The sequence below is a fragment of the Providencia sp. wls1943 genome (genome assembly GCF_009706275.1).
Taxonomy (GTDB): Bacteria; Pseudomonadota; Gammaproteobacteria; order Enterobacterales; family Enterobacteriaceae; genus Providencia; species Providencia zhijiangensis.
This window is the reverse complement of sequence record NZ_WLTU01000024.1, coordinates 88,455-109,893: the sequence shown is the minus strand read 5'-3', so window position 1 is coordinate 109,893 and position 21,439 is coordinate 88,455. Positions and strand designations below refer to the sequence as shown.

Annotated in this window: 16 protein-coding genes and 1 pseudogene; 11 read left to right on the top strand and 6 right to left on the bottom strand. The window is 42.3% G+C overall.

The window, feature by feature from the left end; all coding sequences use genetic code 11:
* Positions 1-13: 13 nt before the first annotated feature.
* Together bssS and GKR48_RS13340 are read left to right on the top strand one after the other, a co-directional pair.
* The gene (gene bssS / locus GKR48_RS13345; protein ID WP_154628429.1) at positions 14-268 is read left to right on the top strand and encodes a biofilm formation regulator BssS; all 255 of its coding nucleotides are present in this window, start codon (positions 14-16) and stop codon (positions 266-268) included.
* Between the two features lie 240 nt (positions 269-508).
* Positions 509-1,102, top strand: a complete 594-nt coding sequence (locus GKR48_RS13340; RefSeq protein ID WP_154628427.1) for a LuxR C-terminal-related transcriptional regulator — start codon at positions 509-511, stop codon at positions 1,100-1,102.
* A gap of 46 nt (positions 1,103-1,148) precedes the next feature.
* On the opposite strand, the gene trhO is transcribed toward GKR48_RS13340, so the two are convergent.
* The 4 genes from trhO to ttrB form a co-directional block, all read right to left on the bottom strand.
* A complete protein-coding gene (gene trhO, locus GKR48_RS13335; protein WP_154628425.1) occupies positions 1,149-2,195 on the bottom strand; it encodes an oxygen-dependent tRNA uridine(34) hydroxylase TrhO in 1,047 nt (348 codons plus the stop codon).
* A 761-nt stretch (positions 2,196-2,956) separates the two neighbouring features.
* The gene (gene ttrA, locus GKR48_RS13330) at positions 2,957-6,046 is read right to left on the bottom strand and encodes a tetrathionate reductase subunit TtrA (protein WP_154628423.1); all 3,090 of its coding nucleotides are present in this window, start codon (positions 6,044-6,046) and stop codon (positions 2,957-2,959) included.
* The gene (gene ttrC / locus GKR48_RS13325; protein ID WP_195848255.1) at positions 6,039-7,067 is read right to left on the bottom strand and encodes a tetrathionate reductase subunit TtrC; all 1,029 of its coding nucleotides are present in this window, start codon (positions 7,065-7,067) and stop codon (positions 6,039-6,041) included. Before ttrC ends, ttrA begins: the two co-directional genes overlap by 8 nt.
* Positions 7,067-7,804, bottom strand: a complete 738-nt coding sequence (ttrB, locus tag GKR48_RS13320; protein ID WP_154628421.1) for a tetrathionate reductase subunit TtrB — start codon at positions 7,802-7,804, stop codon at positions 7,067-7,069. The genes ttrC and ttrB overlap by 1 nt, the downstream gene beginning before the upstream one ends.
* Positions 7,805-8,065: 261 nt before the next feature.
* Here ttrB and ttrS point away from each other — a divergent pair, with 261 nt between their 5' ends.
* The 7 genes and pseudogenes from ttrS (at position 8,066) to GKR48_RS13285 (ending at position 16,549) form a co-directional block, all read left to right on the top strand.
* Complete coding sequence (ttrS, locus tag GKR48_RS13315) at positions 8,066-9,811, top strand: tetrathionate respiration histidine kinase TtrS (protein WP_442959381.1); 1,746 nt, start codon at positions 8,066-8,068, stop codon at positions 9,809-9,811.
* A 113-nt stretch (positions 9,812-9,924) separates the two neighbouring features.
* The gene (ttrR, locus tag GKR48_RS13310) at positions 9,925-10,521 is read left to right on the top strand and encodes a tetrathionate respiration response regulator TtrR (protein ID WP_006657911.1); all 597 of its coding nucleotides are present in this window, start codon (positions 9,925-9,927) and stop codon (positions 10,519-10,521) included.
* A 67-nt stretch (positions 10,522-10,588) separates the two neighbouring features.
* Positions 10,589-11,536, top strand: a complete 948-nt coding sequence (locus GKR48_RS13305; RefSeq protein ID WP_154628419.1) for a Kdo(2)-lipid IV(A) acyltransferase — start codon at positions 10,589-10,591, stop codon at positions 11,534-11,536.
* 378 nt (positions 11,537-11,914) lie between these two features.
* Positions 11,915-13,138, top strand: a pseudogene (mdtG, locus tag GKR48_RS13300) (multidrug efflux MFS transporter MdtG).
* Between the two features lie 378 nt (positions 13,139-13,516).
* Positions 13,517-15,049: a peptide MFS transporter gene (locus tag GKR48_RS13295; protein WP_154628418.1), complete on the top strand. Its 1,533-nt coding sequence runs from the start codon at positions 13,517-13,519 to the stop codon at positions 15,047-15,049.
* Between the two features lie 145 nt (positions 15,050-15,194).
* Complete coding sequence (locus GKR48_RS13290; protein WP_154628416.1) at positions 15,195-16,001, top strand: PhzF family phenazine biosynthesis protein; 807 nt, start codon at positions 15,195-15,197, stop codon at positions 15,999-16,001.
* A gap of 140 nt (positions 16,002-16,141) precedes the next feature.
* Complete coding sequence (locus GKR48_RS13285; protein WP_036951567.1) at positions 16,142-16,549, top strand: acyl-CoA thioesterase; 408 nt, start codon at positions 16,142-16,144, stop codon at positions 16,547-16,549.
* A 93-nt stretch (positions 16,550-16,642) separates the two neighbouring features.
* Here GKR48_RS13285 and GKR48_RS13280 read toward each other — a convergent pair whose 3' ends face one another.
* A complete protein-coding gene (locus GKR48_RS13280) occupies positions 16,643-17,971 on the bottom strand; it encodes an amino acid permease (protein WP_154628414.1) in 1,329 nt (442 codons plus the stop codon).
* 731 nt (positions 17,972-18,702) lie between these two features.
* Here GKR48_RS13280 and GKR48_RS13275 point away from each other — a divergent pair.
* Together GKR48_RS13275 and GKR48_RS13270 are read left to right on the top strand one after the other, a co-directional pair.
* Positions 18,703-19,305, top strand: coding sequence for a tetratricopeptide repeat protein (locus tag GKR48_RS13275; RefSeq protein ID WP_154604205.1), 603 nt, complete (start codon positions 18,703-18,705; stop codon positions 19,303-19,305).
* 210 nt (positions 19,306-19,515) lie between these two features.
* Positions 19,516-19,953 (top strand): universal stress protein, encoded by a 438-nt coding sequence (locus tag GKR48_RS13270; protein WP_036951577.1) that lies wholly within the window; start codon positions 19,516-19,518, stop codon positions 19,951-19,953.
* Between the two features lie 224 nt (positions 19,954-20,177).
* On the opposite strand, the gene agp is transcribed toward GKR48_RS13270, so the two are convergent.
* Entirely contained in the window at positions 20,178-21,431 is a 1,254-nt protein-coding gene (gene agp / locus GKR48_RS13265) for a bifunctional glucose-1-phosphatase/inositol phosphatase (protein ID WP_154628412.1), read from the bottom strand.
* Positions 21,432-21,439 lie beyond the last annotated feature (8 nt).

The window sequence follows — 21,439 nt, the reverse complement described above, 5'->3', positions numbered from 1 at the left end:
TTAGGAGGTCTAAATGAATAGAAAAAACGATGTAATCCAAACTCACCCTGTTGTTGGCTGGGATATCAGTACTGTCGATGCCTACGATGCGATGATGCTACGTTTACATTACCTCCCTGAACAGAACAATAGCCTGGATAGCGCAATAATTGATAAAACCATGTGGCTGACAACAGATGTAGCCAAACAGCTGATTAATATTCTTCAGGCTGGAATTGATAAGATTGAGTCTGGCGAATATCTTGAATCTGATTTCAAAACTCATTAGCAGGTAAACAGAATGGATATTTGTCTCATAACAAATATCCATTCCTTATCATTTCATTGCTCTAATTTATATCATTAATAAATGATTCTTTGCTGTTTATTATTAAAGATAAAATAAAAACTATAAGTTATGACTTAATTGCAAATACAAGCGATAATTTATTATTTTTATTATTACTTTATTGACTTCAATATCAATTCCAATTTATTGTAATACTCTTTCCGGACAAGGATGTTCCCTATGAGAATATTAGTTATTGATGAGTGTTATTATACCCGCCTTGGTATTACTGAATATTTATCTTCTAATAGAAAATTAAAATTCATTAGCACAGGGTGCATTAATGAAGGTATTAAATATATAAACAAATATTCACCCAGCATTGTTCTAGTTAATTTGACATACTATTGTCATTACTCGAGTTACTGCCCAACCCTGAAAACATTACTAAACAGAACCAGTAGCATTCGATTCTATATCTACATCAATGCTGCATACCCATTAACAGACAAGCCTTTACTACTAAAAGATAATTTTTTCATTATGTCAAAAAACATCATGACTCAAATATTGGACAAAGTTATTACTGATTCAGATCAAATAGAACAAATAACAAAGCTTGCTAATAATAATGACTCATCCATTTTTACGATGAAAGAGCAAAATATAATTAATAATTGGATGAATGAAATTCCTAATCATATTATCTCTAGAAAATTAGGCATAAGTAATAGTACCGTTTATTCACAAAAAAGGCATATTACATCAAAAGTCTTTGTTAAAAACAGAATTGAATTATTTTTTATTTATAATGTTTTTAAGTATCTTTATTAAAAGAGAAAGCCCTTTTAAAAAGGGCTTTCTTCATTTTAAAATAATTCTACTTTTCGCTATTTAACAGTCCGTCCGCTAAACGATGACGAGATTTATTAAATATTTTATTACTCACTTCACGACCAGCGCGGCGAATACGCTGCTCTTCTTCAGGCAACTTCATCTCTTCAGTACACGCATGACTGCAGCAGCCTTCATATTTTTCAGCGCAGCTTGGGCATTGAATAAACAGTAAATGGCAACCGTCATTTTTACAGTTAGTGTGAGTGTCACAGACTTCCCCACATTGATGGCAATGCGCTAAGGTGTCATCCGTAATACGCTCACCCATACGGTTATCGAACACAAAGTTTTTACCTTTGAAACGCAGTGGCAAGCCTTGTTCTTTTGCTTTACGCGCATATTCAATGATCCCGCCTTCCACATGATAAACATTTTGGAAGCCGTTATGTAGCATGTAGGCGCTCGCTTTTTCACAGCGGATACCGCCCGTGCAATACATCACCACATTTTTATCTTTCTGGTCTTGCAGCATTTCAACCGCCATTGGCAGTTGGTCTCTAAAGGTGTCTGATGGCACCTCAATCGCATTATCAAAGTGACCGACTTCATATTCATAATGGTTGCGCATATCGACAAAAATAGTATTTGGGTCATCGATCATCGCATTGACTTGATCTGCTTTCAGATACTGTCCGGTATTGGCAGGATTAAAGGTTTCGTCATCAATACCATCGGCAACAACACGGTCACGTACTTTCATACGTAGTACCCAGAAGGACTTGCCATCATCATCAATAGCAATGTTCAAACGCAGATCATTTAAGGCCGGGTCTGTTGCGTAGATAAGTTCACGCAACGCATCTACATTAGAGGCAGGTACGCTAATTTGTGCGTTGATCCCTTCTTTAGCAATATACACACGACCAAATACACTCAACGCTTTGAATTGTTGGTACCACTCATTACGAAATGCAACAGGGTCTTGAATATTGAAGTATTTATAAAAAGAGATTGTGGTACGCGGCTCAGTTTCAGCCAACATACGTTCTTTAAGGATTTTATTCGAAATTTGGTTGTGTAACACTGGCATGGTGTTCGCTTTCCTATGTAATGCTTTGATATAAAAAATTTAAATCACCAGCAAAGAATTGCTCGTTAATTGTGGGTTATTATCCCTTTTATTATGTTAATAAAAAACCATTTCTTTTTAGTGGATATTACACTTATCACAAACTCTTAATGATAATGTTAAAGAAAAAATCACTAAATTAAAAAAGTTAGTCTGATAAATTCCTTTGCCCTTTGCCCTTTGACAGAAAAATACCATTGCGCTAATTTTCCTCTGAATAAAAATCCCCCCACTTGAAAGAGGTTATATATGAGAACAAAATATGACGAGTTTAATAGCTTTTAAGCTAATAAACTTTTAACTAGGTGGGATTGACCCCGCCTTTTTTATGGATGGAACCCATGACATTAATGCAGGCAACCCTACAAATTATTAGTAATACAACGGTTTTATTGTTTGAATGGCTAGTGGCTCGCAGGAAGAAATATCCACTTAAGAAAAATAGCGCAATATTTTTATAAACTGTTTTTATAACAATACTTGTATTAGCTATCTGTATTAAATAGAAAAGAAAAAAGGGAGGGCTCCCCCTCCCTGGCATTTGCCGAAGTTACGATGGGTAAACTGCATCGTAGAGCGCAATGTCAACTGCTTTTAGAGGCGCTTCCCTACTCCGCTATGCACAACGGAGTAGGTCAGAAACCTCTTTACTGCTTATATTACTAACTACACTTTACTACTTACACTTTACTAACTTACAACCTACTGGATGGACTTCTGTCTTAACCAATTAACTCGATACGAGCAGGCAAACCTTGTCTCACGGAAGCACCAGATACCCAATCAAGCCAAGTATTGGCGACCTCACGCGTCGGGTCCGCAAACCCTAAATCATTCAAGTTAATACCTGAACCATTTGCCGCATTCATCGGCATAGCTTCGCCGTCTAAATAGTGCTGTTTGGCTCCCATTTCGGTGTGCCCATATCCATGCTCAACCGCGAGAACGCCCGGCATAACCCCATCAAGCACACTGATTTGAGCTTCCGCCTGGCCACCTGGTGTGGTGATTTTGACCCAATCTCCGTGTTTAACGCCCACCTTCGCCGCATCATCAGGGTGAATGGCCACCATATTGGTTGGTTTCACATGGCGTAAACGTTCAATCATGGTTGTGGAACTGCTCATCACATGAGATTTAAAGGACATCATTTTTAATGGCCACTCTTTCTCTGGGAATACCACATTCACATCTTCACCATTCGCCATACGAGGCGGATAGTAGGTCGGGCAACCACTAAAACGCTCACCAGTGATAGCATGACGGTTAATCGCCACCGTAGGATTCCAAATTTGTAACCCTTTCTTCCACTGTGGACCCGTCGCATCGCCATCCCACGCTTTCTCATAAGGCGCGAATCGACCACCACGCGTAAAGATATACGCAACACGGCGAACTTCTTCAGGTTTCAATGTGCGAGTAATTTGCGGCATGATACGTTCGACACCACTGATCGTAATGTCTTCTGTTGCCGCCTCTGGTACCGGTTTTTCACCTAACCACGCCATGTTAGCCGCCACTCTCAGATAGTAATCTTCCGCGGTATTTAACGGATACATGTTGCCATCCATATCCGCAATGACATTGTCACCAAAGCCCGGTAAGTTCAATTCTTTAGCCACTGCGATACAGAATGACTCCATTGAAACTGGCTGGCCATCCGCTGTTTTTGCAGTGCGAGACTCTACAATCGGCCAACGTGCGGTACTCGCTTTCACCTGTACACCTGACCATGGTGCGCTGAAGCCCCAACTCTCAAAGTTGTGGGTATCTGGCACAATATAGTCCGCTAACGCTGTGGTTTCATTCATGAAAGCATCAATACCGATAATCAGTGGCAGATGCTTCGGATCTTTCAGTTTTTCTTCCATCACCTGACGAATACCCGCAATACCATAAACTGGGTTCGTCATATTAGTGATCCACGCCTTCAGGGAATATGGATATCCCATCAATGCGGAAGCCAACTGCTCGGTTAACTGACCTTTCGCAAACGGATACCAAGGAGCTTTCGCTGGATACGGTTTTTCACCTGCCGCCACTCTTGCCTTAAATTCATCCGATTTTTCATACACTTCATTACTGCGCGATAGCACTACACCTTTCGGTTTCACCTTGCCTTTGTAGCCTGCGATATTGTAACGAGGGCCATCATTCTCCCCGTTAAATTTACCACCACCGACAGAGACGCCACCTTTCAGGTTTAAGTTACCAATCAACGCATTAAGCATAATCACTGACCATGCAGTATAGAAACCATTACCACTCATCATGCCGCCGTGAGAAATCACCGCCGCTTTTCTGTCATAAGAGGTTAAGGCTTTACCCAGTGATTCAATGGTTTTCACGGGCACTTGACAACGCTGACTGTACTCTTCCAGTGTCATTCGATCTGCGGCTTCTTTCAGGCACTGGAAGCTGGATTTCACCGTCACTTCGCTACCATCATGAAGCGTGATTTGACGAGTCACAAACAGCTCCGCATTCGTCACTTCATCCGCCAGTTTCAGCTCGCCGTTTGCATCCTGAACTAAATAGGCTTTTTTCTCGTCCTCACCCTCTTCAGCCACCACACCCGTTAGGTGAGATTGCTGTAACAGATTACCCGCCAAAGGATGGGTATCATCGGTGATCACTAAGTGAGTTGAGTTCGTCCAGCTTTTCTCGCCAGCCGCTTCCATGGATTTTTCACTTGGCACACTCAGATAAGCCGCGTTATAGCGGTCATTTTCGATAATCCAGCGGATCATCCCCATCACTAACGCGGCATCGGTACCCGGTTGAACTGGCACCCAGTGACCATGGTCATTGGCCAGAGTTGTGGTCAATGGCAGTGCCGGAGAAACCACCACATAGTTAAACGAATCACGTAAACGAGCGCTCGCTAACTGGCGACCTTGACGTTTAAATGGGTTACCTGATTGCGCTGGCGATGTTCCGATAAACAGCGCGAAACGCGTATTATCCCAATCCGGTTTGACGTGGGCGTTCTTATCCAAGTCATCCATCAACGCACCAGAACCTGCGCGATATGCTAAACCACAGTAAGCCCCGTGAGCCCCGAAGTTTTTACTACCAAACGCATTTTGAGCAAAGCGACGAATAAAACCATCACGACCATCATCCCCTGCGTTAGTCACCAGTAACTGGTTGGCTTTAGGCCCTAATTTTGGTTGAGATGGATCCAGTGGCGTTTCTAAATCACGAATAGCACGCAGACCATCCACATGACCTTCACCAAATAAGTCCCCACCTTCAACCACTTCTTTAATTAACTGTTCAAAGCTAATACGCTCCCACTTCCCTTCACCACGTTTACCAACGCGCTTCATCGGTTCGAGAATACGTAATGGACTGGTTAACCCTTCCATCAGCGTGGCGCCACGGGCACATGCCGTTGAACGATGTTCTAAACCACTTTCACCGCCCATTTTGGCGAATGCAGTGGATAACGGCATTCCATATGGGAAATGCTTTTCATGGGATAAAGGATGGTATGGGTTCCCTGCAATACGCAGAACTTCATTCTTCGCACTGTCCACACGGGCACGAATACCGCACTGCGTCCAGCAACCAAAGCATTGAGTCATTGAAACCACTTGCGCAGGGTTCTCTTTCCAACCACCAATCGCCGTTCCTTCAGGAATAAGCGAATTACCATTAATGCGATCCAGCGTCACTTTACCAGAGGTGCCATCCACTAAACCATCTACTGCACGTTTGGCAACTTCACGATAGCTTGCACCAAAAAGAGCAAGACCACCGACAACTAAGCCACCTTTAAGCCATTGACGTCTTGAGAATTTAGCCATGTTGCACTCTCCCCGCAAACCAGCGAACACCTTCGCGAACAATAATTGTTAATGCAATCCACAATCCAAATGTACCGACAATCGCCAGTAGTCCATCATTGCCTAATGGGAAATGGTATGGATTGGTGATGATGTTGTATTTTGGTACCGCTTGGATCTCCATCAGGAAAATCCAGCGTAATACCCACGCTAACGCCATCGACACTAACGCTAAAACCGTAATGTAAGGGACTGAGCGCACCGCTTTCACGTTACTCAATGCCATTACAAATGTGATTGCCCACAGTGCACAAACCCCCATTAACATCCACCAGCCCGGGCTTGCGACATCTAACTGTTGACGAACTGCAATACCTGACGTGGTATCACCGGAGATCCACAATGCAAAACAGACTGCAAACAGGAGTAATGTAATTACTTGGAAACGCGCCAAACGGTTTTGATATTGCGGCTCACGACGCGCGCCTAAGCTAATCAGTGCAGGCAACACTTGCATTGCACTTAAGAACATCAACACAGGCATCCACCAGCTAAACCAGATTGGACGAGCGACTAACACTGAAGCTTCACGACCGGTATACAGCAGTAAACCAATGGATGATAACGCACTGAGTAAGGCGACCCAGCGAGTCGCTTTATATTCTTTCTTCCAAATCAATTTGACCAACAGCGCTACAAAGTACAACCCAACAAACGTGGTAAATAGCGGTAACAACACAGAGCCCCACCACATCCAAGACCACATTGTTGGATGTGCATAAAAGTGCCATACACGCGCGGTTTGGTGCAGGTCTGCCGTTAATGCTAACGGCGCTGTTATTCCCATAGTGATAGCAATAAACACGGCGATCATTTCTAATCGGCCGTTTCCACTACGGTTTTGCCAATGAAGATAGCAGGCATACAGCACCGCACAGGCAGCAATTCCAATAAAGAAAAAGTATTGCACCGCCCAAGGAAGCCAGAAAAACTCTTGCGGCTGTGCCATGATTTCGGAAATATAGGTCACTTGTTCGCTCATCAGAACACCTCCTGCCATAATGCCGGTTGCCCTTTACCTTGCAACGGTTCCACAAACGCATCATCCAGCCCTAAATAAAATACCTGCGGCAACGTGCCACTTTCTGGTTTCAAGACTTTGATCTGCGCTTCGTGCTCAGAAAGCATCTTGCGAATAGTACTGTTAGGGTCTTTTAAGTCACCGATAATACGGGCGCCACCCACACAGGATTCGACACATGCGGGCAATAAACCGACTTCTAAACGATGCGCACAGAACGTGCATTTATCTGCGGTTTGCGTTGAATGGTTAATAAAGCGAGCATCGTACGGACAAGCCTGTACACAATACGCACAACCTACGCAGCGCTCGTTATCAATTACCACTATGCCATCTTCACGTTGAAACGTTGCTTGCACTGGGCAAACTGGTACGCAAGGCGGGTTATCACAATGGTTACACAGGCGAGGCAGTAGAACGTTAGTGAACCCTTCCTCCCCTTTTAAGGAGACCTGATATTGGTTAACCGTCGTTCTAAATTGACCTTGAGGTGTTTGGTTTTCAACGGAACAGCTGACCGTACAAGATTGACACCCTACACAACGGCGTAAATCAATCAGCATTCCATAACGTTTTTCAGGGTTGCCTTCACGGCGAGTTGGGGAAAGACTCAATCCCGCCTCAGCGATTGGGATCAGCGATGCACCCGCAGTGACGGCTCCAATCTGTTGTAGGAATTTTCGTTTACTCAGATCCATAATCGGCTCCAGTATTGACATTGCTAATGCGAAAATAAAAGTTAATAATCAATCTATTATTGGTTTATCTTACGTTTGGGTAACACCGTGTTACCGATGTCTGATAACCACTAAATTCTTATTTCTCTTTAAAATCGGTGTGTTATCTTTGTGCTACTCGAATGATTCTGATGCCATAGTAAGAATAAAAGCCTTGTACCCCTATTGTGGTTTACCACATACCCGAAGGGATATTGATCTAACGCAACGAATAAACCCCAAATGTTAAAAAAATCGTCTATGCCGTTGTATCACATACTTTTAATGACCTTGCTGCTATGGTGCATACCCGCGGGCGCGGCACAATGGACCATTGGTGTTCTCGCCTTACGTGGACCGAATTTCACACAGTTGCACTGGCAGCCTTTGGTCGATACGCTTAATCAGTCCATTCCGGATGAACGCTTTATCCTAAAGCCCCTGAATCTTGAAGAAATGAAAGAGGCGATTTCCAATCGCAAAATCGATTTTTTGCTGACTAATCCTGCACAATTTATTCAGCTTGATAACCGTTACCATCTGCGTTGGTTGCTCTCTTTGCGTTCTGATGTTGAACCGAACAGTACAACCCGCAACGTGATTGGTAGCCTTATCTTGGTACGCAATGACAGCGATATTCACGATGCAAACCAACTCATTGGTAAAAAGGTCGGTGCCATTTCGACGGATGCCTTTGGGGGATATTTATTGGGTTATAAAGTGCTACGAGACTTGGGGTATGACGCGGAAAAAGATTTTCGAATGCAATTTTTAGGCTTTCCTGCCGACGCACTATTATACGCCTTACGGGATAAATCATTGACTGCGGCAATTGTCCCTGTTTGTTTATTAGAAAACATGGATAGCGAAGGACTGATTGATAAACACCAATTCCGACCACTGATTCAAAAAGAGAGTGCATTGCCCTGCTTAACAAGCACTGAGCTATACCCTAACTGGTCATTTGCCGCGTTAAGTGAAGTGCCCGATAATTTGGTGGATAAAGTCACCAAGGTTTTATTATCTGGCGATGCACCAAGCATGCGCTGGGGAGCTCCCGCATCCATCACACAAGTTGAAAACTTACTGCGCGACGTTAACCAACACCCACAACAAAGAGAAATTTGGCAAGATATCGTCAGTTGGACCATCCAACACCAAATTACCATTGGAATTATCGCCTTAGCTTTTGTGCTACTGGGCATTAATCACGTCTGGATTGCTTTCTTAGTTCGCCGCCGCAGTCAACAATTGGAAGTCGCGCATAACCGCTTGCGACAGCAAGAAACTAACCTACAAAAAGCGCAACGACTCAATATATTAGGTGAAATGGCATCTGGATTTGCCCATGAACTTAACCAGCCCCTATCGGCAATCCGTAACTATGCCCAAGGCTCCATTTTACGATTAAAAAAAGAGTCTGAAAGCCACCCGCTTCTTGGTGCGATCAGTAAGATTGATGAACAGGCTCAACGGGGTGCTGATATTATTCAAAACCTCCGTTTATGGGCAGGGAAGCCAGGGCAAGAGTCTCCTCTGACACTTCGCCAGCACTCTGTCAAACAAACCATCAATCACATTTGGCAACTGTTGCAAGTTGAGCAACACTTCCCAATGGCTCGTTTACAGCTACCTGATAGCCCTGATGTGCAACTCTTGTTGCCAGATACCCTACTCGACCAACTATTATCCAATCTGATTAGTAATAGCCTCCAAGCAGGAGCCAACACATTAACGTTTAGCTTCCACTTTGCTGAAAACCGATTTTTGCTCGTATTACAAGATGATGCTGGTGGAATGCCCGACGAACAACTCAGTCAAGGGATCACACCGTTTGCTACGACGAAACCAGAGGGATTGGGGCTAGGCTTGGTGATTTGCCAGCGATTAATTCAAAGCCAAGGTGGCGATATTCATATTGAAAATCAACGTAATGAAGATGGGAAAGATGGTCTGCGCGTTACTTTGATTTTTAATTATTCGGGATAATCAGAAATAGCGCATGTTTTGCCACACAAAAGATAACATTCCCAATAACTATATGTGACAATGCTTTCAAAACCATTTATATGAATAAGAAATAAGCTACGAGGAATGAGTTAATGCCTGTCATTCACCTTGTCGACGATGACAGCGATGTCACCGATTCCTGTCAGTTTTTACTTGAAACGCTAGGTTATAGCGTCACTGTTTGGAACGACAGTGAACAGTTTGTTCAACAAGCGCCTTTACATGAAGAAGGTGTGGTATTGCTCGATATGCGGATGCCAAAACTGGATGGACGCCAAGTTCACCAATATCTCAAAGAGCAACAGAGTACACTTGCCGTCATTTTTCTTTCTGGGCATGGCGATATCCCAATGGCAGTAGAGCAAGTGAAACTAGGCGCTATCGACTTTTTACAGAAACCTATTGATAGCCAGCAACTTGCTGAAACTCTTGAGCAAGCTCGTCTGCAAACTATTAAAGCGACTGAGCGTTTTCTAATTCAACAGCGCTATGAAACGTTAACCCCCAAAGAAAAAGATGTGTGTGGCTATGTGCTTCAGGGGCTGATAAACCGTGAAATTGCAGAGGTTGCTTGTGTTTCTGTACGTACCGTCGAAGTCCACCGCTCTCGAGTGATGGAAAAAATGGCAGTTAGAAACCTTGCGGAATTAATGAGCACGATGCAAGCCGCGCAACTTTTTGCTGATTAATTTGATATCATTCAGATTAACAAGCTATTTTTAATTGAAATCCACTAAAGTAGAAACCGAAAAAACAATGATCCCAGCACCAAAATTTGAGAAAAGTTTATTACATCCCCGTTATTGGTTAGTTTGGTTTGGCATTAGCGTGCTATACCTGCTAGTCCTACTTCCTTATCCAGCCATTTATTGGATAGGCACCCGTTTGGGGCGTTTCTCCAAGCGCTTTTTAAAGAAACGCGTTCTCATTGCCGATCGCAATTTACAACTGTGCTTTCCCGAAATGAGCCAAGAAGAGCGTAAAAAACTAGTTGATCAAAACTTTGAATCCGTTGGTATGGGCGTTTTTGAAACAGGAATGGCGTGGTTCTGGCCTGATTGGCGAGTGCGCCGTTGGCTTAAAGTTGAAGGTCGTGAAAATATGCTCACCGCTCAAGAAACCGGTCGTGGCATTATTGTGTTAGGCGTCCATTTCTTAACGTTGGAAATCGGCGGTCGTGCATTTGGTATGTTGAACCCCGGCATTGGTGTTTATCGCGCTAACGATAATAAACTGATGGATTGGCTACAAACTCGTGGACGTTTGAAATCTAATAAATACATGCTCGACCGTAAAGACGTTAAAGGCATGATCCGCGCATTAAAAGAAGGGGAAATTTTATGGTATGCCCCTGACCATGATTACGGTCCTCGAAACAGTTCATTCGCGCCATTATTTGCGGTGGAAAAAGCGGCAACCACCAATGGCTCACAGATCTTATTATCTCTTGGCAATCCACTCGTTGTGCCGTTTTCAGCTATCCGCTTACCCGATGGTAAAGGTTATAAATTGCTGATCCAGCCTGCCGTGGACGATTTCCCTGTGGACGACAACGTCGCCACCGCGACGATGATGAATCAGGTCATTGAGAAAGAAATTTTACGGGCGCCAGAGCAATATATGTGGATGCACCGCCGTTTTAAAACGCGTCCAAAGGGAGAACCGTCCCTGTACGGCGATTTAGATAAAATCCACCACCGCTAGGCTATGTAATTCCCGACATTGTTGGTGTGTGGTGAATCACCCTATAGCTGCACATTTTCGAAACAACTCATATAGTAGCTAGGTGGTTCTCCCAAAATAGTTTGTGCTGCAGCTAGGCGGCAAATGAGTGGATCCCCAGGAGCATACACAAGTATGTGACTGGGGTGCGCGAATGAAGCCAACAACGCTGCGGCGCGAAATATGAAGGGAGCCCCCCCAAAATAGTTCGTGTTGCAGCTAGGCGGCAAATGAGTGGATCCCCAGGAGCATACACAAGTATGTGACTGGGGTCCGCGAATGAAGCCAACAACGCTGCGGCACGAAAATATGACGGGAGTGAAGCCAACAACGCTACGGCACGAAGTATGAAGGGAATGTATGAAGAAAAGTACTTACTGAAAAAAAAACCTCTACATTGTCTGGTTCGGCTGCTTTCTAACGGGCGCAGCCTTCAGCCTGATCATGCCCTTCCTCCCTCTTTATATTGAAGAGCTTGGCGTTACTGACCATACTTCATTGAATTTATGGACCGGTGCTGTTTTCAGTATTACTTTTCTCTTTTCCGCTATTGCCGCCCCTTTTTGGGGGCGCCTTTCTGACCGCCGCGGTCGTAAATTAATGTTGCTGCGTTCTGCCCTTGGTATGGCGATTGTGATGGTGTTGATTGGCTTTGCGCAGAATATTTGGCAACTTTTAGCTTTGCGCGCCCTTTTAGGCTTACTTGGCGGGTTTGTCCCGAATGCTAATGCACTAATTGCAACACAGGTACCCGTGAATAAAAGCGGATGGGCAATGGGTGTTTTGGCAACCGGTGCGGTTAGCGGTGCATTGATTGGTCCACTGATTGGTGGATTACTTGCCGACCAATATGGCTTGCGTCCAGTATTCTTTATTACCGCTAGCGTGTTGTTTATTTGCTTTTTTGTCACACTTTTCTACGTTCGTGAGCGTTTTACTCCTGTTTCACGCAAAGATGCCCTATCCGGAAAACAAGTTTTTGCCTCTTTACGTAATAAAAATTTAGTGATCAGCCTATTTTTCACCACGATGATCATCCAAGCATCAATTGGTTCGATTAACCCGGTGATCACTTTGTATGTTCGGGAGCTTTCAGACTCGATTGATAATCTTGCTTTTATCAGTGGGATTATTGCATCCATTCCCGGCGTTGCCGCGCTGATTAGTGCCCCTATGCTCGGTAAACTGAGTGACCGAATTGGACCCGACCGCGTTCTATTGGCAGTACTTGGCGCATCCATTTTTGTCTTATTCCCGATGGGATTAGTCAGTAGCTATTGGGAATTAGGCGCCCTGCGCTTCTTACTCGGCGCCCTTAACGCCGCGCTATTACCTGCCGTACAAACCTTAATTATTTATAATATTTCTCACCAAATCACTGGACGCATATTTAGCTACAACCAAGCATTACGGGATGTGGGGAATGTCACGGGTCCTTTAATGGGTTCCTTTGTTGCAGCAACATACGGCTTTAGAGCCGTGTTCTTCTTCACAGCCGTATTAGTGTTGGTCAACCTCATTTACTCTTGGCTTATCATTAGAAAACAATCTGATGGTCTAAGAGCATCTCCCTCTAAAGAGTAATGTTAATGTATCCCTTTTACACCAAAATATAACTTTTTATTATCTTTTCCACGAAAAGTTTATAAGCGCAAAAAATATTTTGTAACATACTGTTTTTAATCAACTTAATCGATTCAAAAAACATTCTTTTATTGTCAATAAAAATCCGTTATTCTGTGCCCCCTTATCGTAAGAATGAGAGTTACATCGAATTTTCATCTTAAAACTGACTTTCTTACGATAAATTCATTCTGCTTATTAGCAATTTTATAATAATGTATGCCGAAAATATGTTTGCAACACAGCATTAACATATCAATAAAAAACAGTGATGGCGCTTTTGCTCCACATTCACAATTCGGCACAACCTCTTAAGTCACAACGTACTGGAGTTCACAGATGAGTCATTCTGCGACTAAAACTAAAACTTTTTTCGGGCATCCTTACCCGTTGAGTTCGCTTTTCCTCACCGAAATGTGGGAACGTTTTTCTTTCTATGGTGTTCGTCCTCTTTTAATCCTCTTTATGAGTGCAACTTTGTTGCAAGGTGGCATGGGGCTGCCGATTGAACAAGCTTCTGCTATCGTGGGTATCTTCGCGGGTGGTGTTTATATCACATCATTACCGGGCGGCTGGCTCGCGGATAACTGGTTAGGTCAGCGTCGTGCCGTTTGGTATGGTTCTTTGATCATTGCATTGGGTCACTTGTCGATAGCGCTGTCTGCGTTATTTACCAATACCTTCTTCTTCGTGGGACTACTATTGATCGTATTAGGTACGGGTTTATTTAAAACCTGTATCACCGTCATGGTTGGAACCCTATATAAGAAAGAAGATACACGTCGTGATGGTGGTTTCTCTCTGTTCTATATGGGTATCAATATGGGTTCATTTGTTGCCCCATTAATTATCGGCCCATTACATGAAAAATATGGCTGGCATTTAGGCTTCGGTTTAGGTGGTTTGGGTATGTTAGTTGCCCTGCTTATCTTCCGTTTCTACGCTATTCCACAAATGCGTCGTTATGACAAAGAAGTCGGTTTAGATTCCACATGGAATCACCCTACCGTTCAACGTAAAAACGTCGGTAAATGGGTTGCAGTTGCCATGGCTGCACTGGCTGTACTGGTGGTGTTAATCAATAACGGTACCATCCCATTCAACCCTTCAGTCATCGCAAAAAGCTCGGCTTACATTATCTCAACCTGTGTGGGCATCTACTTTATTTTCATGTTCTTCTGTGCAGGTTTGAACAGCAGTGAACGCTCTCGCTTACTGGCATGTTTAATTCTGTTAATTGCTGCGGCGTTCTTCTGGTCTGCCTTTGAACAAAAGCCAACATCATTTAACATTTTTGCGCGTGACTATACCGATCGCCAATGGGGTAACTTCGAAATCCCAACGATTTGGTTCCAGTCAATCAACGCCTTATTCATCATTCTGTTAGCGCCTATTTTCAGCTGGTTCTGGCCTTCTTTGGCTAAGCGTAATCTGAACCCAAGCAGCATGACGAAGTTCGTTATTGGTATCCTGTTCGCCGCGGGTGGCTTTGCGGTCATGATGGTTGCAGCTAACCACGTTCTGGCAACACAAACTGGCGTTTCACCATTCTGGTTAGTCGGCAGTATTTTATTACTGACATTAGGTGAACTGTGCTTAAGCCCAATTGGCCTGGCAACCATGACATTACTTGCACCACAAAAAATGCGCGGTCAGGTGATGGGATTATGGTTCTGTGCAAGTGCGCTGGGTAACTTAGCTGCAGGTATCATGGGTGGTAATATCCGTAAAGACCAACTGGATTCAATGCCAGACCTGTTCTCCCACGTTTCTATCGCACTGGTTATTTGTGCTGTTGTGCTAGCAGCCCTGATTATTCCAGTCAGAAAAATGCTGCAAAACGCAGATAAAAACGAAGCAAAAGCGAAATAATATTATTCGTTATTAGATAGTCGTTGTTGGCGTAATAATCTCAACAATTATTGCGCCAACCTCTCCTCAATACCGCAAATCTCGTGCTACTCTTCCCTCACTTTTCTAATCATAATGAATTATTTCCATTCAAGGATCTTTTACGATGAGCACACTGTCTGTTCCGGTTTATTATGTCGATGCGTTCACTGATACCCTATTTCATGGCAACCCAGCCGCTATCGTTTTACTTGATGAGTGGCTTCCTGATGACAAGCTTATCGCTATCGCCGCCGAAATTAACTTATCTGAAACGGCCTTTCTGGTCGGTGAACATATCCGCTGGTTTACACCCGTAATGGAAGTTAAATTGTGTGGTCATGCGACCCTAGCCGCTTCGTATATTCTAAACAAGTTTAAGCAGCACCCGGCAAACCCTATTGTATTTCAGTCCTTATCTGGAGAACTGACGGTTCATAAAAATCAAGAAGGCTTCACGTTAGACTTCCCTATTTTAGATTGTGAACCTGCCGATATAAGCCAGTATCCACAATTAAGCGAGATCCTCGGTACCCCTATTTCCGAATTGTATTTAGCCAAAGACCGTTATATCTGCTTTGTTGATTCGCCAGAGCAAGTGCAGAATTGCCATCCAGATATGTTACGCCTTGCACAATTACCTTTGCAGGGATTAACCATTACCGCGAAAAGCGCCGATAACCAAGCTCACGACGAACAGTGTGACTTTGTATCTCGCTATTTTGCACCGGCCAAAGGTGTTAATGAAGATCCCGTCACTGGCACCTCTCACTGCGCGATTGCCCCACTTTGGGCTAAACGATTACAGAAAAACCCCGTATTAGGTCACCAGATTTCGGCTCGAGGTGGAAAAATACACTGCTTAATTGAACAAAATCGCGTCAAGATGACCGGAAAAGCAACACTCTTTTTAGCCGGAACGATTCAATTTTGATTAATCACTGTATTTATTTGTGATCGGGATTACACTTATCGGCAACATTAATGATATGTACATAAATGTTCCGGTAAGTAATTATTTTTACCGGTTCAAGTTTTTAAATAGTGAGAATTCAAAGAAAGTAAGGCTTAAATATGCGTTCCGATGTTGATGATGTAATCAAACAAAAAATTGAACAATCTGTTACCCATGTTTCTAAAGTGGTATTCCCAACCACTACTAACCACCATAGCACCCTATTCGGTGGTACTGCATTAGCATGGATGGACGAAGTTTCCTTCATTACCGCGACCCGTTTTTGCCGCAAAAGATTGGTGACCGTCTCCACAGAAAAAATCAATTTTACCCACCCTATCCCATCAGGCACCATCGTTGAATTAGTTGGGGAAGTGATCCGAGTTGGTCGCACTAGCCTTACCGTTAATGTCTCTATCTTTTTAGAAGATATGTACGCTGAGGGACGAGAAGAAGTGATCCACGGGCAGTTTAATTTCGTGGCTATTGATGAAAATGGCAAACCAACCCCGTTATTTGAACAGTAATCACGGCTCTCTATTTACCACCATTCTCATTGGTAAATAAAAAATGTGCGCCCGATCATTAAGATAGAGCGCACATTATTCATATTCTCGACATCAAGCGAATGCTAGGAATGGAGAGATACACAGTAAAATCCCAGTAAAAACAATCAGATATAAAGAGATACCTTTATATTTATGCAACATTGGGACTTTATAGACTAAATACGCTGGAATCAAACAACCTACCATCCCGAAAATTGGGCTACAGATGGATGTGAAACTCAGCACTGGTGCGTTCAGGATAATCGCACCCCAAGCTAATAACACAGCGAAAATCATAATGCCGTTCTTCACCCAATTTTCGTTAATACGCTCAACCGGCATCATGCGTTGTAATATGTTCATCACAATACCTTGAGTTGCTTCACGGAAACCTAAGTAAACCCCAAAGAACGCGGTCATGACGGCAAAGATATTTAACATGACACTGACGACAGTCACCCAACCACCCGGGAAGAATTTCGCCGCGATGGCTAATGCAGAAATATTTTGCTCATAGGCTTTCACTGCTTCGTCATGACCCATCGCTAACGTAAATGATACTGCGTAGAAAAAGACGGTACAGAATAAAACAATAAACGCAATATTCATTGCACGCAGGGCTTTATAACGTGCTACTTCGCGGTTCACGTTTTGGCTACGGAATGAAATCACCATTGGGCTTAATGTTTGAATAAACAGAATCGATGTTAATGTGAAAGGTAATGTGATGATTGCCTCTTTAAACAAGCGTCCAACTGGCGGCAATGAACCCACATTATATAAGTGCCACATCCCGACCATGGAAAGACCCAATGCAGCAACCACAAATAATTTAGTCAGAACCATAAAGCTTGAAAGCTTAAAGAGCAGTTTTTCACCACGAGAAGAAATGGCGACTAAAATACAAATCAGAACTAGGCCATACCAAGGACTTTCAGATAATAACCCATCCGTTACACCGAAAGTTTGCAAATAAGATGCGCTGTCATTCGTGATTGCTGTTGAATAAACAAACATCCAAATCACCAGCATAATAAAATAGAGCGCGCCAAGCAGCATACCCCAGTTTTTACCTAAATATCCGCTGATCACACTTGGATAATCTTTACATTCTGGTGATTCCGCCAGCGTGTTAATAAACAGACGTTGAAACAAATACATTGCAGGATAACCGACAACGGATGAGAGCAAAAATACCCATAAGCCCATCAAGCCAACTTGTACAGGGAGAAAAACAATCCCTGCACCAATCGCCATCCCGATACTCATAATCACCCAACCAACATCTGTGCCATCAAACTTAGTGGCAGCACGCCATTGTTCTTGAGTCATACCTGCGCGAGAAGCAGCCGTAGAAGCTTTTCCATCATCGACATTATCTATTGTAGGGATCGTAGCCATAATTACTCACTTAATATTGTTGAACTCTTAAAAGAGAATTTTTTTGTTTTAGATGCGACTTAAGTGGTTATTTCTTTCAATAACCTTAATTATTTGCAGGCTATTATAATGATTCCATCATAGAGGATATGTGAGAGAAAAATTATCTCTTTATTAACCTATAAAACCCCCAATAAAGAGAATAATTTTCTCTAAAAAGAGCAATCCGACGTAAATATCTCTATCTATCGACGGAAATAATCCCTATTAATTGTTTTTGACCTCAATAATTATAACTCTTTGTTTTTAAAGGTGTTAGCCTTTTAATAACCCATTAGTGATTATTAACAATTTCAACAATTATCCTTTTATTTCGTGCTAAACATCACAAGACACCATGATAACCACTACTATTCTTTGCAATAATTCCGTATTTTGTATTTCTCTTGTTAATTTTCGATATAAATAACTAGTTCGCTATTGAGAGTAATATTTAATTTTTACCCATTTATCGCGTCAAAGAGAATCGCTGCAGGCTTATTAATGAAGAAAAACATTTTGAATATTCACTCCTGAAGAGTAAAAAGCTCGTTTACTCTGTATTTTCGATGGAGCGTTGATATTTATAAATTATAGAAGTAGAGTATTTAATGCGTTGATGGTTATATCCTGTCGTTAATAACTGTTAACACCGTTTCGAGTTTATCTTGAAATAAGGATATTCATAGCCAACTTAAGATACGGAAAGCCTTATGTTACGATTATTGACCTTCATTTCTTTATTTATATTTTCAACGAATTTAACTTTCGCTGCCCCTGTTCCTCCCGAAGTTATTAAGCAAATTGAGCAACAAGCACAAAAAGGGGATGTTAAGGCTCAGGTTATGCTGGGCATTGGTTACTATGTCGGTAACGAAATTAAGCAAGATTATCCGAAGGCCAAGAAATGGCTTACTATGGCCGCCAATAAAGGCAATGCGGATGCTCAACTATTTCTAGGTGATATGTATCTTAATGGTAATGGCGTTCAATCTGATTTTGAAACAGCTTATGGTTGGATTGAGAAATCGGCGAATAAGGGAAATCCTGAAGCCATAAACTATATGGGCCAATTCTATTACCAAGGTGCCGGCGTAAAACAAAATTATCTCGTGGCTTTTGAGTGGTTTCAAAAAGCAGCAGATAAAAAGTTCCCACCCGCTGAATATCAATTAGGAAAAATGCTACAAAATGGTGAAGGAACTGAGTTTAATGAAAAACTCGGTGCTGAATATATTGATAAAGCGTGTAAAGGTGGATTAAAACCTGCCTGCCCAGAAAAAGAAACCACAAAACCTAAAGCGCCTAAAAAATAATATTTTCCTTGAAAAGCGGTGATACCCCCCTCATGTATTGCCGTTTTCTATTGTCATTATTTCTATTATCTATTTTTTATTCCCGTCAATTGCGTACTCCCGCTCACATCATTTTTAATCCAACTCAGTTAATATTAATTTATTAACAATCAATATGAAAAATGATTAAAATGTTCTAAACTTATAATATAAAAGAAAAAAGGAGATATTATGTACAATACAATTTTAGTTCCTATTGATGTTACCGAAGACGACCTCACCAAAATGTTAGTTCCGCATGTTAATGCAATGCAGAAACTAAACAATTCTACTGTTCATTTTTTAGCTGTGACTGCACCCATTTCCAATTACTTACGCTATGGCGGCACTATTTTGCCAGGTGACTTTCCAGATGATCAAAAACAAGCTGATATCATTCTGAAAGAGCTGCAAGAGAAAGTTAAACTGTTCTCTATCCCTGCAGATAAAGTGCAAGTAAAAGCGGTTGTAGGTTCAGTTAAAGATGAAATTTTGGCAACAGCTGAAGATATTAAAGCGGATGTTATTCTACTCGGTTCACGTCGCCCAAGTATGTCTACCTACTTATTAGGCTCGAATGCGGCCTCTGTTGTACGTTATGCGAAAACTAGCGTATTAGTGGTTCGCTAATCCACATAAAGGGTTAACAACCACAGAAAACTCTATTTTAACTCGTCGAATGGTTAGGGTTAAAGCTTGTTACACTAAAGGGCAATTCCATACAATTTACAAGCCCATTCATTCGATACTTAAGGTAGATTAGAGGCTCATAAACATTTTCGTGACTATTTCACACCCTGCTCCTCAGAGCAGGGTTTTTTATGCCTCATTCAAGCATTATTGGCCATTGAATATCACTGTTTCAACGCCGATTTCATCACATTTTCAAAATCTTCCCATGAACAATACCCATTTTTATCAATCGGGCAGTTTTTCAATTCAAGGGTAACGTGTTTTGGCGGAGTTGCTAAAGAGAGGTAAGCATTGTCTCGCAACTGATCTGCGGTTTGATACACATACTCAATCTTCACATAGTCCTTTTTCTCTTTTTTATCTGTCCAGCGTTGGAATACTAATTTACCGCCAATCGGTGTGTGCTCATATTGTTGAGGTAATTGGTATGGTTTGAAATCCATCGCAGACAGCACTGAAGCAATATTTGAATCATGTCCCACTAAGAAAATAAATTTAGCAGTTTCGCCTTTATTGACAGAAACAAAACCTTTATCCATATAGCTCAAAATTGGATGTGCCACATTTTTTGCGATGATTTTCGGTGAAAATAACGTTTCTTGATAACCATTTTTTAAGGTATTCAGCTTTTGCCATTTTTCATCGCTATTGACCATTCCCCATGCCACATCTTTCTCAGGGAAACCTTCATAATATTGCAGGTCAATTGCATCGACGGCAGAGTTAGCCATCTTCAAAGGCCCACTCACACCCGGCTCTTTATCGGCTTCAATGATAAAGCTATTTTTTGGCGTGGCTAAATTACACAGTTTGTCCGTCACGCACTTCTTCGAATCTTTTATATTGAGAATATTGCCAAGCTCATCGTAACCTGGCTTCAGGTTTAACCCTTTAAGGTGGGACTCCATCGCATCGATTGCTTGCTTTTTAAACTCAGGAGAACTGTTAGTAATAATTGGATTAAATACAGGGTCCATCGTGCCAATTTCTGGCTTGTGATGGATATTCACTTTACACCCAGGGAATGCTCCCGCAGTAAAGAACTGGGCTGTTGCAATGGTTCTTTGTAGGCTGTTGGTGTAAACATAAACATCATCGCTGCTGGTTGGGCATAATTCATTAGCAAAGAGCTTATTGCTGTCGAGCCACTCTCTAAAATAGTGTCCCATATACACTTCGAGCGCCCCGCCCTTTGTCGTTAAATAGCCACTTTCTGCATCCCATGCGGGCCACTTTTTATTCGTTATTTCAGTCAGGATCCCTGTATTAACAATAGGAGTACGTAAATTATGACGACTTAGGACTAAAACTTGGTCTAATTCCATATTTTGTGAATTATCTGTACTTGCAAGTGCGGGGGCTATTGGTGCGAATAACGCCGCCGATAAACACACTGTTAGCATTTTATATTTCATCAGCATAC

Bases quoted from the DNA above. Each gene is read 5' to 3' on its own strand.
- bssS (WP_154628429.1), top strand. From the start codon at position 14: ATGAATAGAAAAAACGATGTAATCCAAACTCACCCTGTTGTTGGCTGG.
- GKR48_RS13340 (WP_154628427.1), top strand. From the start codon at position 509: ATGAGAATATTAGTTATTGATGAGTGTTATTATACCCGCCTTGGTATT.
- trhO (WP_154628425.1), bottom strand. From the start codon at position 2,195: ATGCCAGTGTTACACAACCAAATTTCGAATAAAATCCTTAAAGAACGT.
- ttrA (WP_154628423.1), bottom strand. From the start codon at position 6,046: ATGGCTAAATTCTCAAGACGTCAATGGCTTAAAGGTGGCTTAGTTGTC.
- ttrC (WP_195848255.1), bottom strand. From the start codon at position 7,067: ATGAGCGAACAAGTGACCTATATTTCCGAAATCATGGCACAGCCGCAA.
- ttrB (WP_154628421.1), bottom strand. From the start codon at position 7,804: ATGGATCTGAGTAAACGAAAATTCCTACAACAGATTGGAGCCGTCACT.
- ttrS (WP_442959381.1), top strand. From the start codon at position 8,066: ATGTTAAAAAAATCGTCTATGCCGTTGTATCACATACTTTTAATGACC.
- ttrR (WP_006657911.1), top strand. From the start codon at position 9,925: ATGCCTGTCATTCACCTTGTCGACGATGACAGCGATGTCACCGATTCC.
- GKR48_RS13305 (WP_154628419.1), top strand. From the start codon at position 10,589: ATGATCCCAGCACCAAAATTTGAGAAAAGTTTATTACATCCCCGTTAT.
- GKR48_RS13295 (WP_154628418.1), top strand. From the start codon at position 13,517: ATGAGTCATTCTGCGACTAAAACTAAAACTTTTTTCGGGCATCCTTAC.
- GKR48_RS13290 (WP_154628416.1), top strand. From the start codon at position 15,195: ATGAGCACACTGTCTGTTCCGGTTTATTATGTCGATGCGTTCACTGAT.
- GKR48_RS13285 (WP_036951567.1), top strand. From the start codon at position 16,142: ATGCGTTCCGATGTTGATGATGTAATCAAACAAAAAATTGAACAATCT.
- GKR48_RS13280 (WP_154628414.1), bottom strand. From the start codon at position 17,971: ATGGCTACGATCCCTACAATAGATAATGTCGATGATGGAAAAGCTTCT.
- GKR48_RS13275 (WP_154604205.1), top strand. From the start codon at position 18,703: ATGTTACGATTATTGACCTTCATTTCTTTATTTATATTTTCAACGAAT.
- GKR48_RS13270 (WP_036951577.1), top strand. From the start codon at position 19,516: ATGTACAATACAATTTTAGTTCCTATTGATGTTACCGAAGACGACCTC.
- agp (WP_154628412.1), bottom strand. From the start codon at position 21,431: ATGAAATATAAAATGCTAACAGTGTGTTTATCGGCGGCGTTATTCGCA.